Below are 15,561 nucleotides of genomic sequence, written 5' to 3' on the forward strand. Positions count from 1 at the left end.
AATATTGAGGAGAGAGCCGATGCAGAACTTGCACTCCGCCCGTATCAGCCGCCGAGCTGTATTGGCGGCTTCGACCATCGTCGCACCAGGTCTGCGCGCGCAGGGAAATTCCAAGACGATCCGCATCATCGTTTCCTTTGCGGCTGGTAGCGGTAACGACCTGACGGCTCGCGAACTGGCAGGCTATATGTCTGAGCGGCTGAGGCAAACTGTGGTTGTCGAAAACAAGCCCGGGGGAGGCGGCTCTCTTGGAACCGAAGCAGTTGCAAGGGCCGTTCCAGATGGCTTGACGCTCGGTCTTGGGACCAGTTCGCAACTGGTCATGAACGTGGGCCTCTACAGGTCGCTTCCGTTCGACGTGGAGAAAGATTTGCGCACGATCGGCTTAGTGAGTCGATCCAACGTGGTGCTCGCGGGAAGGTCGACCGGGCCCAGGACGCTGAAGGCGCTGATCGCTGAAGCCAAGGCACGTCCGAACCAGCTCAGCTATGGTTCAGGGGGAATCGGTTCCACCAGCCATATCGTCGGTGAGGCGTTTGCCAAGGCAACTGACATCAAGATCAATCACGTGCCCTACAAGGGCAATGGGCCGGCCATGGCCGATCTTGCTGGAGATCACGTGGATTTCGTCTTCGACGGTCTTTCCACATCGCTTCCCATGTCCCTGTTAGGGCGGGTGAATTTGCTCGCTATATCGGGCGTGGAGCGCAACCAGGCAGCGCCTGGATTGGCCACATTTGCGGAACAGGGTTTGCGAGCCTACGAAGCCTACACCTGGAACTGTTTGATAGCGCCAGCTCAAACGCCAGCGGCGATGATGACGCGCCTCAACGCGGCATTGGCTGAGGCGCTTGCCGTGCCGGCTCTACACGCACGTCTGGTTCAACAATCCGGCTCAGAGATTCTGACTCCCACTACGCCTTACCAGGCAGATGCATTTGTTCGCAGGGAGCGTGAGCGCTGGGTGCCGTTCATTCGGAGCCTGAAGCTGGATGTGGCCTGAGAGCCAACGCACAAGCGAATACTGAACATTTGCCGAGCGAGTAGGGGGGAGATGATTCGGTTGGGCTCTTCATGCTTGTCTTCACGATCGCGGAAGCGGGCGTTGCGCTGATGTCTCAGGGAGCGCGCCTCGTGCTCTCGGAGCCGGAAAGCAGATTGGTGATTTCTTCGTAGAGTGCGCGAGGCACTTGAACTCCATGCTCCAGGCTCCTCTTGCGTGCCGCGAACCTGCGCTGTGATGGCAACCTGGCACCCTGACCCAGGAATGCGTCAAAAAGCCTCTCTGCTCGGGCGGTGTCATTGGCGTATTGGCCTTGTCCGAGTAGCAGTGGGTCCATGGCAATGACAAGCTCGCCGTGACAAGGCGAGGCCCCTTGGCCATCGTCGTATTCCAATGAGTCCAAGCTCGTCAGATCACCGATCAATGGCCCTGCCAGCAACTCGATCATGGTGGAAAGCGCCGAACCCTTGTGGCCTCCGAATGCAAGCATTGCGCCACCGTTCAGGATGGAGTTGGCATTGCTTGTAGGCTGACCGAGTGCATCTATTCCCCAGCCAAAGGGTACGGCCTTTCCAGAACGGTTGTGCAACTCTATTTCTCCGCGCGCTACAGCGCTGGTTGCGAAATCAAACACGTACGGGTCTTTGCCGGGTCTGGGCCACCCGAAGGCGATAGGGTTGGTTCCAAGGACTGCCTGGGTCCCGCCGGCGGGCGCCACGCCTGCGTGGCTCGGATTCATTGCGATGGCGGCAAGGCCGGCCGCTGTCAGGACTTCGATCTCAGGCCAAAGTGCTGAGAAGTGATAACAGTTGTTGATCACCATGGCCGCAATCCCCGTCTTCCTGGCCTTTTCGATCAGCACCTCGCTCCCCATTTCGAATGACAGGGGAGAGTATGCAAACTGAGCGTCCACACCCACCAGCGCCGGTGTGCGATCTCGCATCACGGGAAGCGCGTCACGAGAGATGCTGCTGTTGCTGAGTGTGTGGGTGGTGATCAGGAGCCTATAGATACCGTGCGAATAGCACTCGTCTCTCTCGCCTGCTGTGATGACGCGAGCTACCGCTTCTGCGTGCGCAAGCGACATCCCGTGCTCTCTCAATACCCGTACGGAAAGGCCGAATACGTCATCAAGAGCGAGGCAAACGGTATCGGCCATGTACAAGTTCCTCCTGGAATGATCCGCGCGTGGAGATGCAGTCCGGTTACCCACCAGGCTTTATGGCCGCAGGCATCCGGCTTGAGATGTGGGCATGTTCTGATTGGCGTCTCACAGGGGTGGCTACCACCCGGTTGTTGATTAACGCCCTACTGTTTCATTTCCATTTTTGGAACAATCTTCTTGAACGCCTCGTTTTGCCGCGCGATATCTTTTGTGAATTCAGGCGTGTCAGCCCAAGAGAGCGTGAGGCCTTGCTTCGTGATCGTGGTCTGGAAAGCCGGGTCCTGGAAGACTGCCTTCGCTACTTCCCGCCACTTGTCCAGCGCCTCCTTGGGACTGCCTTTGGGAAGGCCAATGCCGCGCCAGACGCTGTAGTGAAGGTCATAGCCGCGCTCTTTGAATGTCGGCACGCTCTCTAGTCCAGGAATGCGCTTTTCTGCCATGACAGCCAGGGTACGGAGCTTGCCAGCTTCGACGTGTTGTTTCAGGTCCGCATAGGGAATGGAGGTTGCTTGTACATCGCCCGAGAGAAGGCCGAGGGTGGCAGGCGCCGCGCCTTGGTACGGTACGTGGTTGAACTTGGCGCCGGTTCGTTCTGCGAGCGCCACAGCTGCTGTATGGGGAATCGTTCCAAGACCAGCATTGCTCAAAGCGACTTTATCTGGATTAGCCCTTGCAAACGCGATGAACTCATCAATCGTCTTCCACGGGGCGTCGCTGCGGACGGTAATGGAAGTCGCATCATCAGTAAAGCGTGCGATCGGTTGAAAATGATCGACCGTCGATTTGCCGATTCCCAGAAGGGGAACGACGAGCATCTCTGGGTTCATGAGAGATAACTTGTAGCCGTCCGGAGTGCCTGTTGTGACATAGGCCCAGCCGATCGAGCCGCTCGCGCCAGGTTTGTTTGTCACGAAGACCGGCTGAGGCAGGTGCTTTTTGGCGGCCTCGGCAATGGCCCGGGCAGCCGCGTCGCTTCCTCCACCTGCCGCGTACGCCACAACAAGCTCCATCGACTTGGATGGGTACGGGTCGGCTGCGTGAACGAGTGCCATGGCACTGCTTAAAGCGGCGAACGTCAGAGTGCGTAGGATCTTCATGATTTGAGGAGTGGTGATAGCGCCGATGAACTCTGCTCACCATCGGGGCGCGGATACCGATGGACCTCCAACGCCTCTTGCGCGGAGGGGCAGGTGCTTGACTAGGTGAGAGGTGGTTAAAGCAAATTAATAGCCAAGGGTCTTCAGGTCCGCAAGGGTTGTCTTCGCGATGGCGATGGTTCGCTCGCGCTCAGCACCTTCCAGGTTCAATCTTGGCGGCTTGACTGTTTCTGCACTCCCGACGGCGATGTTTTCCGTCAGCTTGATGTGCTGAACGAGCTTCACCACGGTATCCAGGTAAAACAGCGAATCCAAAGCAGCGTAAAGCTTGCGGGCTTCGTCAAACTTACCCGCAACACATAGATTGAGGAGATCTACGGATGCTTTGGGCACGGCGTTCGCCATCCCGGATACCCAGCACTTGACTCCAAGGGCTGCGCTCTCGACGATCAGGTTATCTACGCCGCACACCACGTTCAGCCGCCCAGCAAAGCGCGTCATCAGTTCCGTGATGCGATGCGTTTCATAAGACTCTTCCTTCATGGCGACGATGGTCGGCTCGCTCATGAGTTCAGTCAGGATGTCCGCCGTGAGATCGACCCCGTAACCGCGAGGGTTGTTGTAGAGAAGGATGGGCAGATTGCTTGCCCGGGCGACTGTCTTGTAGAAATGAATCGTCTCCCTGGCGTCTGATTTATAGGTCAAGCCAGGAAAGACCATGAGGCCGTCTATACCCAGTTTCTCCGCCTCTTTCGCGAAAGCTTCGGCTTTAGCGGTGCTGGTCTCAGCCAAGCCTGAGACCACCGGGACACGACCTTTCACCACCGCCTTTGCAGTTTTTAGAACCACAAGCTTTTCTTCAGGGGATAACTGAGCGTTCTCCCCCACCATGCCCATCATCACCACGCCACCCACACCTGCGTCGATCAGTCTTTCCAACCCGCGTTCGATGGCAGGGATGTCCAGCGTGAAGTCGGGGTTGAGTTTGGTTGTGACGGCAGGGAAGACGCCGGACCAGTTGATTGCTTTCATTGCGGATCACCTTTCGTTTAACAATAGCCTTATCTTCGAATTGGAGTCAATATATTGGATCCAAATTGAAGGATTGTCAAAAATCGATGCACGGGGCTCATTTGGCTGCGTCCGATGCGTTGATTTCAGTGGATTGGATACAATATATTTGTACCAAGGGAAATTTTTATAGAGGGTTTACCCTTATCAATCTTCTATCGTCTGCCATAGCGGCCTCCAGGATCGCGAACACGTTCCAGGAGCGCGGCTGGTGAGTGGCATACTCGTGAGACCTCATGGCATATCCAGCGAACATCCATCCGTCGAACGACGTTGAGCGTCTACCGTCGTCGACCGGTCGGCTAGTTCGAAAGACAACGGTTGAACTCGTACTGGACGACCTTCGAGCACGCATTCTTTCCGGGGCGTTGCCTCCAGGGGTGCCGCTCCGGCAGGAAGCTCTCGCTGATGAGTTGGGTGTCAGCCGGATTCCTGTGCGCGAAGCTATTCGAATCTTGAGCGCTGAAGGCCTCATAGACGTTCTGCCCCACAAAGGGGCATTCGTCTCCATGCTGTCCAAAGAAGAGGTGCGGGAGTTTTTTGATATTCGCCAGCGCCTTGAGCCATGGTTGTTGCACGAAGCCGTGGCCCATATTAGTGACGCTGATCTCCACCGCGCGCAAGCTCAAGTTGAGGCGATGGACCATGCCACTGCAGACGATTGGGGCGCGCTGAACTGGGCGTTCCACGAGCTGCTTTACGCACCTGCAGGCCGGCCTGCAGCGCTATCAATCGTACGTGCCCTTCATGAGAAATCAGAGAGATATTTCCGATTTCAAGCGGTGAATACGCCTGTCCGGGAGCAAGCTCATCGGGAGCACCAACAACTGATCGATCTGTGCAGGCATCGTCAGGCAGATAAAGCGCAGCAGGTGCTTGAAGAGCACATTGCCACCGCTGGAGATGAGATATTGGGAATCGTCACGAGAATTCTTGACGACAAGCCCGCGCGGCTGACTTCCTGACACAGCGAAGTTAAAGTCGGCAGGGCGGCAGGGATCTGCTAGCGCTTATCACTAAGCACTACGATCACAGTCCCCAATTTCTGGTGTACGAGAGTGTTGAAATGTTTTGTCACATTCCGTGGCAATCGTTTTAGCGCTTGCTTGACTTGAGGCAAGGTTGTTATGGGCACTGGGGCTTAGCCTTTCCCCAGTTCTTTGCTCAGGCTTTGCTCTCCATGAAATTACCTCTTGCTGACCGTGCGGGGTCGCGCGGCGCTTTATCGACCTATTCCTCCACCATTTCTTCGGTTTCCGAAGCGATAGACGGTTTGTGGTCGTTATGCGGTCAGTCGGCACTCACCCCGCTTCAGCTCAAAGGCCGTACTCTTTTACCGGTAGTGCAGGGGGGAATGGGGGTTGGAGTTTCGGCAGGTGGCTTGGCAGGCGCCGTGGCGCGTCTGGATAGCGTGGGCACCATTTCTTCAGTCGATCTGAGGCGTTTGCACCCGGATCTCATGGAGCAGACGGGCCATCTTTTGAAGGAATCCGATGCTGCGGAGCGCATCAATGCAGCCAACATCGAAGCGCTCAAACGCGAGATACGGCGAGCGAGAGTCCTGTCGGAAGGGCGGGGTGCGCTTGCAGTAAACGTGATGAAGGCGCTTAGCCAATATGAAGCTTACGTGCGCTGCGCGTTGGAGGAGGGTGTTGATGCTGTGGTCGTGGGGGCGGGATTGCCGCTGGATTTGCCCGAACTGGCCAAGGACCACCCGCATACCGCTCTGATCCCTATTCTTTCGGACGCGCGTGGTGTTCAACTGCTGGTGCGTAAATGGGAAAAGAAAGGGCGCCTGCCTGACGCCATCGTTATTGAGCACCCACGCTTGGCGGGGGGGCATTTGGGTGCAGCCAAGGTGGCTGACCTTCAAGATCCCCGTTTCAATTTCGAGAACGTCATTCCCGCCGCGCGTGAATTTTTCAAGAATGCGGGCATAGAGGGTGAAATTCCCCTTATTGCTGCCGGGGGCATCAGTTGCCTGGCGGATATTCAGCGCTTGCAGGCACTGGGTGCTGCGGGTGTGCAGCTCGGCACTGCGTTTGCCGTGACGCAGGAATGCGACGCCGCGCCCGAATTCAAGCGTGTGCTGGCAGAGGCTCGCCCAGAGGACGTGGTGGAGTTCATCAGCGTGGCTGGTTTACCGGCGCGCGGCGTGCGAACTCCCTGGTTGGAAAAATATATTCGTATCGAATCGAAACTAAAAGCGGTTGCACATGTGAAGAAACAGTGCAACATGGCTTTCGATTGTTTGGCACACTGTGGCCTGCGCGATGGCGTTTCCAGCATGGGGCAGTTCTGCATTGACCAGCAACTTGGTCACGCTTATGCCGGACAGACTGAAAAAGGCCTGTTCTTTAGAGGGGCAGGGATGTTGCCTTTCGGATCGCGAATTGCATCAGTGCAAGAATTGATGGTTTGGTTGCTGGGATCGATCATGCCAGCAGCCCTCACACCGGAGTGCATTACATGAAAAGAGACCCCCTGCCAAAAGCGCAGGCTCGTCTGGCAGTTCAACCCATCTGTCGCGATGTGTTGGCTGAAAAATACTTTAAATCTGGCGAAACGAGCCTTGATCAGCTCTACGGCCGCGTCGCAAGGGCGTTGGCATCTGTTGAAGAACCCAAACTGCGCGGTGAGTGGGAGCAAAAATTCCTGGCCAACCTGCACGCCGGTGCCATAGGTGCTGGCCGCATCATGAGCGCGGCGGGTACGGATATTCAGGCCACCCTGATCAATTGCTTCGTGCAGCCGGTGGGTGATGCCATCCAGGGTGCAGATGACGAGGGCTACCCTGGCATCTACGAAGCCTTGCGAGAGGCCGCAGAAACTATGCGCCGTGGCGGCGGCGTGGGCTATGACTTCAGCCGCATTCGCCCCAAGGGTGCTTATGTCAAGGGCACGGCCAGCATGGCCAGCGGGCCTTGTAGCTACATGAATGTGTTCGACCAGTCTTGCTCCACGGTCGAAAGCGCTGGCGCACGGCGTGGCGCGCAGATGGGGGTGCTGCGCATCGACCATCCTGATGTGCTGGAGTTCATTACCGCCAAGCGTACGCCGGGCCGCTGGAACAATTTCAACGTGTCAGTGGGCGTGACAGATGCCTTCATGCGTGCCGTGGAAGGGGGCGCTGTGTGGGAGCTGGTCCACAAAGCTCTACCCGGTACCAAGCTGATCGAGGAAGGCGCAACCCAGCGCGCTGATGGCTCGTGGGTGTATCGGACAATGCCCGCGCGTGAGCTGTGGGACACGATCATGAAGTCCACCTATGACTTCGCCGAGCCGGGCATCTTGTTCCTCGATCAGATCACTCGCGACAACAATCTGAACTATTGCGAACGGATCGAGGCGACCAACCCCTGCGGCGAACAACCGCTTCCGCCTTACGGTTGCTGCGATCTCGGGCCCATCATCCTCACCAATTTTGTGCGCCATCCGTTTGGAGATGGTGGCGATCCGCTGTTCGATTTCGAAGAATTTGAGAAGGTAGTTGCCGTTCAGACGCGCGCACTCGACAACGTGCTTGATGTCACGTTCTGGCCGTTGGAGCAGCAACGTGCCGAAAGCGCCGCTAAGCGGCGCATCGGCGTGGGCTTTACCGGCTTGGGCAATGCGCTGGTCATGCTCAAGCTGCGCTACGACGAGCCAGGTGGCCGCGACATGGCCGCGATGATTGCGCGCCGTATGCGCGATGCCGCTTACCGCGCTTCGGTGGAGCTGGCTCAGGAAAAGGGCGCGTTTCCTAAGTTCAACGTCGAAGGCTATCTCGCTCCCGGTACGTTTGCCAGCCGTCTTCCAGAAGATATCAAGGCCAGCATTCGCAAGCACGGTATTCGTAACAGCCACCTGCTTTCGATCGCACCTACGGGCACCGTGAGCCTGGCTTTCGCAGACAACGCCAGCAATGGTATTGAGCCGGCTTTCAGCTGGACCTACACGCGAAACAAGCGCGAAGCTGATGGCAGCCGTAGCCAATACATTGTTGAAGACCACGCCTATCGCCTTTATCGTTCCATGCAGAAGACGGGCGATTCGTCTGATTCAAGCACGGTCAAGTTGCCCGATTATTTCGTCAGCGCCCTGGAGATGAGTGCGGCGGGTCATGTGGACATGATGCAAGCGGTGCAGCCATTTGTTGACACCAGCATCAGCAAGACCGTGAATATCCCGGAAGACTACCCTTACGAGGATTTCAAGGGTCTGTACCGTCAAGCTTGGGAGGCTGGGCTCAAGGGCTTGGCTACCTACCGGCCCAACAGCATTCTGGGTGCCGTACTAGAAGCTACTCCTGTGGCCAAGGAAGCCAGCAAGCCTGAAGCGCCAATGGCCTCCGCACCGGTTCAAGCGCCGGTCGACCCCATGCGCTCGGTGATCGAGAAGCGTCCCGCAGGAGGCTTGCCTGCGGTGACCGAGAAAATTGAGTACTGGACCAGCGAAGGCCAGCAGCGCCTCTACCTGATCGTCTCGTTTTTGCCCATTGCACTGCCTGAGGGGCGGAGCGTGGACCGTGCCATTGAGTTTTTCATGCCCGTGGGACAAAGCGGTGAATCGCAGCAATGGATCACTGCCACCATGCGCATGCTCAGCTTGGCTGCACGGGGCGGTTTCCTGGATCGCGCGCTGTCTGACATGCGCAAGGTCAGCTGGGATCGCGGCCCGGTGCGATTGGGTACCTATGAGAAGCCTGACGGCACGCATGTGCCGCTCTGGCATGACAGCGAAGTGGCGGCCATTGGTTATGCCATCGAGAACCTGATCGCCAAGCGTGCTCTAGCGGCACAAGGTTCCTTGTTCGATAGCGAAGAGCTGCCTGCCGCTGAGCCCAAACTGGAAGCCGCAACCTTGGTTTCTCCCACCGCCATGGCGGGCAAGAAGTGCACTGAGTGCGGCGCCCACGCCATGATCCGCAAGGATGGGTGTGACTACTGCACGCAGTGCGGATTCCTGGGAAGCTGCGGTTAAAGCCTGAGTTCATGCGAAGGGATGGCGAATGCAGTGCATTCGCCAAACTCTGCGCAAACAAGCGCAAGGCGAATTTTCAACTTCTCCGCGAGAGGTTGAAGGTTCGCCACTTTTTTTGCTCGGACCGAATGAAGTCTTCGTAAAACGGCCCACTTCGCATGTCTGGTTTCACGCCTAGCTGATCGAACTGCTCCGCAATTTCAGTGGACCGAAGTACATCCGCGACGGCGCCAGAAAGATGTGTGAGCGCTTGGGTGGGCAATGAGGCGGGTGCAATAAGGCCATAGCCACCGTCAGTGGCCAAGCCCTCCAGACTGAGCTCGCTGGCGGACGGAACATCAGGCAGAAGGGGGCATCGTTCAGAGCCCGCAATCAGGATAGCGCGGCCTTTCTGGCTTTGAATGAGTGGGAGCACTCCAATGGGCTCGCCAAACACCAGATCCACTTTTCCGCGTGCGATGTCGCGAACCGCGGGTGTCAGCCCATCGTAGAGCTCTATGTGTAAGGAGACGTCTGTTAACTCCTGGAGCAACTCTGCCAGTACGCGGCTGCTTCCGTGCCCCGCCGCAGCGATACGAAGGCCGCGGGGATGAAGCCGGGCTTGTGCCAGCATTTCGCTGAGGTTAGAGATGGGCAGATGTTTGCCAGCAACGAGCACGGAGGGAACGCGGACCAGGCCGCTCAAGAATGTGAGGTCTTTGAAGACGTCTACGAACCCCTGCATCTCACCACCTCCGGTGAAAACGGTCGCTCCATTGCCGGCAATTCCAATGGTGTAGCCATCCGCCTCAGACCGGGTCAACTCATGCACGCCTTGGGCGCCCCCCAAGCCGACGGCATTTTTCACGACAACCCTCTGATGAAGGTGCCTGGAAAGGATCTCGCCGAAAACCCTCCCATACCGATCAACGGGACCTCCTTCCGGGAATGGGATCAATAGTGTGAGCGGTCGCTCCCATTCCAGATCGTCGGCTCCAGAGGCTCGCTTGAGAATTAAATCATGCAGCTTTTGGGCGGCATCCGAGATGGGGATGCCTTTGCGTCGTATCAACACTATGTCTCTCACGGGAGACGGCTCCAGCCCGATCGCCCTGAGGGATGGTTGGTCAGGCATGGGCAAGCGACTAGCTGGCAGTATGGCAATGCCCAAACCTTCTGCCGCCATCTCCATGGCAGTGGCGGCCAGCGTGACCTCTTGCGCAGCCTCTACCGCCACGCCATGCCCTCGGAGAAGGCTATTCAAACCCGAGCGTCCGCCCAGCGCCGTGGCCAGCAGGATCAGTCGTTCGAGCTGCAGTTGAGCCAGTTCGACCACCTTCCTGCGCGCGAACGGATGATCGTTACGGCAGATCAGCATGAATTGATCCCGGAGCACGCGGGTTTGAATCAAATCTGTGATCCGCTCATCTCCTACTGCGAGGCCAAACTCCACGGCACCTCTGCGGACACTCTCTATGGCCGCAGGCTGTGGCTGTTCGCGTAGCTGAACCTGGAGGTCCGGGTATCGCCTGGCTGCATCAGCCAGACACTGGGACAGCAGGCGCCCAGACAGATGAGGGGTGGCGGCAATCTGAATGACCTTTTGCTGAACCGCGCCTGCTGATCGCGCTTCCACAAGAACCGATTCAAGTCTATCGAGAGCATCTCTCAAAGGGGCGATCAAGGCTTCACCTGCAGGCGTCAGGCGGACGTGCCGCGTGGAGCGTTCGATCAGTTGCGTTCCGAGCGATTCCTCCACAGCTCTCACCCCCTGGCTCACGGCGGACTGTGACAGCCCGATGGCGTGAGCGGCGCTGCTAAAGCTGCCGTGATCAGCGACCGCTAAGAGTACGCGAAGCTGACGCAGTGATATGTGCATTGGACGTGAATGAGGTTTGCGTGAGGTTCAGTTATTAGGCTAACTGATAAGTCTATCTCTATTTCGCGTTTTTCAAGCCGGGTGCGCGAGGCTCTAATTTCCTTTTCGCCCTGCCTTGAAAATTAGAAAAACCACGATGAATGAGAAGAAAACCCGCGTCTGCGTCATAGGCGCCGGCGCCATTGGTGGCTACCTCGGCATACCGCTTGCCAAGGCAGGCGCACAGGTGAGCGTGCTCGCCCGAGGCGCTACCTTGGCTGCTTTGCGTCAATCAGGCTGGACGCTGAAAAGCGGTGGCGACACCTCCACGGTGTCCGTGAACGCGGTGGATTCGAACGCGCTCGTTGGCCTGGGCCCGCAGAATGTTGTGATCATCGCGGTGAAAGCTCAAGCCCTGGCGGACATCGCCCATCTTGTACCGCCCCTGATTGGTCCGGAAACCATCATCGTGCCAGCACTGAACGGGGTTCCCTGGTGGTTCACACATGGGCTGAAGGAGCCTGCCCTCGCGCAGCCGCTCTCGTCTCTTGATCCGCAAGGTCACATCTCCGCGATGATCCCTGCGAGCCAAGTGCTGGGAGCGGTTATCTACCCCGCGTGCTCTACGCCGGAGCCGGGCGTGGTGCGACATGCCTCCGGTTCTCGGCTGGTTTTCGGAGAAATATCCGGCGCTTCCTCGACGTCTCGGCTCGACGGCTTGATCGATCTCCTGCAGCAGTCAGGGCTTGATGCCTCGGCCTCCCCAAATATTCGGGCCGAGGTCTGGACAAAGCTCCTGGGCAATGCCTGCTTCAACCCTGTGAGCGTGCTGGCCGGGTGCTCCACCGATCAACTCATCGACGACCCCGGCATCTTCGAGCTGTTTTGCTCGCTGATGGAGGAAACCTTGGCGGTGGGCCGGGCGCTGGATATTTCACTGGATGTGACTCCTGCCGCACGCATTGCGCTAACCCGCAAACTGGGCCGTGTGAAGACTTCGATGTTGCAAGACATGGAAGCCGGCAAGTCCCTGGAGGTTGAGGCCTTGATTGGCGCTGTCGTTGAAATCGCCAGACGTTTGCAATTGCCCATTCCCCGCAGTGAATCTCTTTATGCACTCACCAAGATGCGCGCGAATGTGCTTGCGCAAAAACCCCACTGAAAACCTATGGCCATCTCACCTGAACTTATCAAGTCCGTTACGGCAGAGCTCTACGACCGTTCGCTGCGGGGCGTACCAGAGGACACTCGGCAAGCACTTGAAGTAGCGGCGCGCGTGGATACCAGTGAAACAGCACGCCATACCTTGCGCATCATGCTGCAGAGTGCGGAAACTGCGGAACGGACTGGCCACTTCGTCTGCTCCGATGCAGGCGTTCCCGTGTACTTTGCACGTGTGGGAACCCAGGCACGGTTCAGCGGCGATGTGCGTCAGGCGATCCAGGACGGCTTCGCGGAGTTGGTGGAGCGCATTCAGCCGCCGCTTCTTCCCCATGTCACCAATCCGTTGACCTTGGAGCGTGGCTACGCTGGCAAAGGGATGCCTATCACCACGTTCGATATGGTGGATGGCAGTGATTGCCTGGACATCACGTGCAGCCCAAAAGCGCTAGGTTCTGGTCGATGGGCTGCGCTCGAGATTTTCAGTTTTCCTGATCTGGCCACGATCGAGCGGTTTGTCATGGATACCGTCATGAAGGCGGGCTCTCAGCATTGTCCGCCAGTGGTCATTGGCGTGGGCATTGGAGGCAGCTTTGACTATGCGGCCAAGATGGCCAAGGAGGCGACGCTTCGCCCTATCTCCGAGCCGCACCCGGAGCCTATGGTGGCTGCCATGGAGCAGCGGCTTAATGCTGCAGTCAACAAGACTGGGTTTGGCCCTATGGGAACGGGTGGAAGCACCACGGCGATGGCGGTCCATGTTGAGTATGCGGCAGGCCATGGATTCACACCGGTGGCCGTGGCCTTCAATTGCTGGATCAACCGGCGCACACGGGCGCGCATCTACAACGACGGAAGAGTGGAGATCGTCGAATGAGTATCACAACCCATCGCATGCAGTTTCCCCTCTCGCGCGAGGACGCACTCCGATTGCGCGCAGGCGATCTCGTCATCCTCGACGGCGAGATTGTGATCACTGCCGGTCTGCCCACTCATCAGCGCTTGATTGCAGCATTAGGCGGCGCGGAGCCTCTTCCAATGGACCTGCGAGGCCAAAGCATGTTTCATCTGGGCAGCTACAGCAGGGAAGTGGGGGATAAGTTCAAGGTCGAATACATCAACCCCACCACCAGCACCCGCTTCAATCCTTATATGCCCACCTTGATACGGGAGCTGCAGCTCCACGCGGTGGGAGGAAAAGGAGGGCTGGACAGTGCCTGCGCGCAGGCGCTGCGTGAAGTCGGCGGCGTTTACCTGTCTTTCCTTGGCGGCGGTTGTGCGCTCTTGTCTGCTGCAGTCAAAGAGGTGATACACGTGGGTTGGCCAGACATGCTGATTCACTACCGCCTCGTTCGTCTTCGCGTGGAGGGTTTAGGTCCAGTGACCGTGGGGATTGATGCCCACGGCAATAGTTGCTTCGATATGGTTCGTGAGCAAGCTGCAGACCGCCTCGAAGGCATCATGAATGAACTTGCAGTGGACCGCGCAAAGGCAGCGCTCCCCTCTTAGATTGTCACGCTCTCACCCCCAATTTCTGAAAGACAGTTTTGAAAAAGAAAGTCATCTACAGCGCCCGCGTTCCAAAATCTTCATCGCCACATTGCCATGGCGTGGTGGCTGGGGGCTTGCTCTTTGTCTCTGGAATTCCTGGGTTTGAGGGAGGAGAGCCCAAGGTCAAAGCAGGCGACTTCGGGGCGCAAATGCGAGCTTGCCTGACCAACGTGGGCTACATCCTGGAAGAAGCTGGATGCACTTTCGACGATGTAGCCAAAGTCAATGTCTTTCTTGACAGCAGGGCTGACTTCCAGATCATGAACGACATCTATCGTGAGTTTTTTGGAACGGAGCCCGCAAACTGGCCTGCCAGGACCACGGTAGAGGCGCGTCTGCCCCGGCCAGACTTTCTTCTTGAGATTGAGTGCGTCGCGGTCGTCTAAAAGTAGGGGTGCCTCGCTGACGTGGTGCGCGTAATCTGACAATCGTCAGGATTTTTTGTTGGGGTTTCTACTGGTTGGCATATCAACTAGTTGAATTAGCATCTACTTGCTTCGCACTCACGAGCGAGCCCAATAAAGGAGATAAAATGCGCATTCAATGGAAGCTTCTCAGTGCGGCAGCAATGCTGGTCGCCCTCAGCAATGCATCTGCTCAGCCAGTCAAGGTTGGCATCATTGCTCCGTTCTCTGGCCCGTTTGCGCACTACGGGGCGTTATTCAAGGCGGGGGCTGAGGCTTACGTCGCGCAGCAGGGCGGGAAGCTTGCGGGCAAGGAAGTTCAATTCATCTATCGCGATGAAGGCGGACCGAATCCTGCGAATGCCCGCACCCTGGCCCAAGAACTGGTGGTCAAAGACAAGGTGGACTACCTTGGTGGGGTCGTCTTCTCGCCGAACGCGTTTGCAGTGGCGCCCGTCATTCAGGAGTCCAAGACTCCGTTCATCGTTTTCAACGCGGCAACGTCTGACATCACCACCAAGAGTGACTACTACGTGCGCACCAGCTACACCTTGTGGCAAGTCACGGTTCCTTTGGCGCAACATGCCGCCAAGAAGGGTGTGAAGAAAGTGGTCACCGCCGTGACCGACTACGCGCCCGGTGTGGACGCAGAAAATGCGTTCAAGGCCGAGTTCGCCAAGCAAGGCGGGGAAGTAGTGGAGAGCATTCGCATGCCCATTCGCACGACTGACTTTGCACCGTTCGCACAGCGAATCAAAGCCAGTGGCGCGCAAGCTGTCTATGTGTTTTTGCCGGGTGGTCCACCTAACCTGGGGTTTGTGAAGGCCTACAACGAAAATGGGCTGCGCCAGGCGGGCATTGAGTTTCTCGGCACCGCAGAGACCGACGAGTTTGATTTGCAAAAATTTGGCGACTCAGCGCTCGGACTGACCACCGCCTTCCATTACAGCGCTGCCCACGATTCACCTGCCAACAAGGTCTTCGCCGCAGCCGTCGCCAAGGTGAATAAAGACGCCGTACTCAATTACGCCACAGTAGGTGCGTGGGACGGTATGGCTGTTATTCATAAGATGGTGGAAGCCACTGGTGGCAAGCGTGACGGCGAGAAAGCCATGGCCGCCATCAAAGGGCATAAATGGGAAAGCCCGCGTGGCCCCGTGAGCATTGATGCCAATACCCGTCACATCACGCAGAACGTCTACTTGCGCACGGTAGAGAAAGCTGGTGGCCAGCTTGTGAACAAGGAAGTCCAGAACTTTGGCCCGCAGGTGGACCACGGTCTGACCAAGTAAGCGCAGCTCGACCGGACA

Annotated in this window: 13 protein-coding genes; 9 read left to right on the forward strand and 4 right to left on the reverse strand. The window is 57.6% G+C overall.

What is annotated here, in order from left to right; genetic code table 11:
• The first annotated feature begins 19 nt into the window (after positions 1–19).
• Positions 20–1,003 (forward strand): Bug family tripartite tricarboxylate transporter substrate binding protein, encoded by a 984-nt coding sequence (locus G518_RS37845; RefSeq protein WP_051237609.1) that lies wholly within the window; start codon positions 20–22, stop codon positions 1,001–1,003.
• A gap of 115 nt (positions 1,004–1,118) precedes the next feature.
• Here G518_RS37845 and G518_RS0131385 read toward each other — a convergent pair whose 3' ends face one another.
• The 3 genes from G518_RS0131385 to G518_RS0131395 form a co-directional block, all read right to left on the reverse strand.
• Complete coding sequence (locus G518_RS0131385; protein ID WP_028605853.1) at positions 1,119–2,162, reverse strand: Ldh family oxidoreductase; 1,044 nt, start codon at positions 2,160–2,162, stop codon at positions 1,119–1,121.
• A 149-nt stretch (positions 2,163–2,311) separates the two neighbouring features.
• Positions 2,312–3,265, reverse strand: a complete 954-nt coding sequence (locus tag G518_RS0131390) for a tripartite tricarboxylate transporter substrate binding protein (RefSeq protein ID WP_028605854.1) — start codon at positions 3,263–3,265, stop codon at positions 2,312–2,314.
• 126 nt (positions 3,266–3,391) lie between these two features.
• The gene (locus G518_RS0131395) at positions 3,392–4,297 is read right to left on the reverse strand and encodes a dihydrodipicolinate synthase family protein (RefSeq protein WP_028605855.1); all 906 of its coding nucleotides are present in this window, start codon (positions 4,295–4,297) and stop codon (positions 3,392–3,394) included.
• Between the two features lie 275 nt (positions 4,298–4,572).
• Here G518_RS0131395 and G518_RS0131400 point away from each other — a divergent pair, with 275 nt between their 5' ends.
• From G518_RS0131400 to G518_RS0131410, 3 genes are all read left to right on the forward strand, one after another.
• Positions 4,573–5,301: a GntR family transcriptional regulator gene (locus G518_RS0131400; protein ID WP_051237610.1), complete on the forward strand. Its 729-nt coding sequence runs from the start codon at positions 4,573–4,575 to the stop codon at positions 5,299–5,301.
• Between the two features lie 389 nt (positions 5,302–5,690).
• Positions 5,691–6,809, forward strand: coding sequence for an NAD(P)H-dependent flavin oxidoreductase (locus tag G518_RS37850; protein WP_245598226.1), 1,119 nt, complete (start codon positions 5,691–5,693; stop codon positions 6,807–6,809).
• On the forward strand, positions 6,806–9,298 hold the full coding sequence (locus tag G518_RS0131410) for an adenosylcobalamin-dependent ribonucleoside-diphosphate reductase (RefSeq protein WP_028605857.1): 2,493 nt from the start codon (positions 6,806–6,808) through the stop codon (positions 9,296–9,298). Before G518_RS37850 ends, G518_RS0131410 begins: the two co-directional genes overlap by 4 nt.
• 76 nt (positions 9,299–9,374) lie before the next feature.
• Here the strand turns inward: G518_RS0131410 and G518_RS38970 are convergent, their stop codons facing one another.
• Positions 9,375–11,156 (reverse strand): tripartite tricarboxylate transporter substrate-binding protein, encoded by a 1,782-nt coding sequence (locus tag G518_RS38970; RefSeq protein WP_051237611.1) that lies wholly within the window; start codon positions 11,154–11,156, stop codon positions 9,375–9,377.
• A gap of 136 nt (positions 11,157–11,292) precedes the next feature.
• On the opposite strand from G518_RS38970, the gene G518_RS0131420 reads away from it, so the two are divergent.
• The 5 genes from G518_RS0131420 (at position 11,293) to G518_RS0131440 (ending at position 15,543) form a co-directional block, all read left to right on the forward strand.
• Positions 11,293–12,297, forward strand: coding sequence for a ketopantoate reductase family protein (locus tag G518_RS0131420; RefSeq protein ID WP_036596668.1), 1,005 nt, complete (start codon positions 11,293–11,295; stop codon positions 12,295–12,297).
• A 6-nt stretch (positions 12,298–12,303) separates the two neighbouring features.
• On the forward strand, positions 12,304–13,173 hold the full coding sequence (locus tag G518_RS0131425; protein WP_028605859.1) for a fumarate hydratase: 870 nt from the start codon (positions 12,304–12,306) through the stop codon (positions 13,171–13,173).
• The gene (locus G518_RS0131430; RefSeq protein WP_028605860.1) at positions 13,170–13,805 is read left to right on the forward strand and encodes a fumarate hydratase C-terminal domain-containing protein; all 636 of its coding nucleotides are present in this window, start codon (positions 13,170–13,172) and stop codon (positions 13,803–13,805) included. The genes G518_RS0131425 and G518_RS0131430 overlap by 4 nt, the downstream gene beginning before the upstream one ends.
• A 38-nt stretch (positions 13,806–13,843) precedes the next feature.
• Positions 13,844–14,233, forward strand: coding sequence for a RidA family protein (locus tag G518_RS0131435; RefSeq protein ID WP_028605861.1), 390 nt, complete (start codon positions 13,844–13,846; stop codon positions 14,231–14,233).
• 146 nt (positions 14,234–14,379) lie between these two features.
• Entirely contained in the window at positions 14,380–15,543 is a 1,164-nt protein-coding gene (locus G518_RS0131440; protein WP_036596671.1) for an ABC transporter substrate-binding protein, read from the forward strand.
• The last annotated feature ends 18 nt before the right edge of the window (positions 15,544–15,561 follow it).

The organism is Ottowia thiooxydans DSM 14619, assembly GCF_000422885.1.
Classification (GTDB): Bacteria; Pseudomonadota; Gammaproteobacteria; order Burkholderiales; family Burkholderiaceae_C; genus Ottowia; species Ottowia thiooxydans.

Bases quoted from the DNA above. Each gene is read 5' to 3' on its own strand.
- G518_RS37850 (WP_245598226.1), top strand. From the start codon at position 5,691: ATGGGGGTTGGAGTTTCGGCAGGTGGCTTGGCAGGCGCCGTGGCGCGT.
- G518_RS0131410 (WP_028605857.1), top strand. From the start codon at position 6,806: ATGAAAAGAGACCCCCTGCCAAAAGCGCAGGCTCGTCTGGCAGTTCAA.
- G518_RS0131425 (WP_028605859.1), top strand. From the start codon at position 12,304: ATGGCCATCTCACCTGAACTTATCAAGTCCGTTACGGCAGAGCTCTAC.
- G518_RS0131395 (WP_028605855.1), bottom strand. From the start codon at position 4,297: ATGAAAGCAATCAACTGGTCCGGCGTCTTCCCTGCCGTCACAACCAAA.
- G518_RS0131440 (WP_036596671.1), top strand. From the start codon at position 14,380: ATGCGCATTCAATGGAAGCTTCTCAGTGCGGCAGCAATGCTGGTCGCC.
- G518_RS37845 (WP_051237609.1), top strand. From the start codon at position 20: ATGCAGAACTTGCACTCCGCCCGTATCAGCCGCCGAGCTGTATTGGCG.
- G518_RS0131390 (WP_028605854.1), bottom strand. From the start codon at position 3,265: ATGAAGATCCTACGCACTCTGACGTTCGCCGCTTTAAGCAGTGCCATG.
- G518_RS0131400 (WP_051237610.1), top strand. From the start codon at position 4,573: ATGGCATATCCAGCGAACATCCATCCGTCGAACGACGTTGAGCGTCTA.
- G518_RS0131385 (WP_028605853.1), bottom strand. From the start codon at position 2,162: ATGGCCGATACCGTTTGCCTCGCTCTTGATGACGTATTCGGCCTTTCC.
- G518_RS38970 (WP_051237611.1), bottom strand. From the start codon at position 11,156: ATGCACATATCACTGCGTCAGCTTCGCGTACTCTTAGCGGTCGCTGAT.
- G518_RS0131430 (WP_028605860.1), top strand. From the start codon at position 13,170: ATGAGTATCACAACCCATCGCATGCAGTTTCCCCTCTCGCGCGAGGAC.
- G518_RS0131420 (WP_036596668.1), top strand. From the start codon at position 11,293: ATGAATGAGAAGAAAACCCGCGTCTGCGTCATAGGCGCCGGCGCCATT.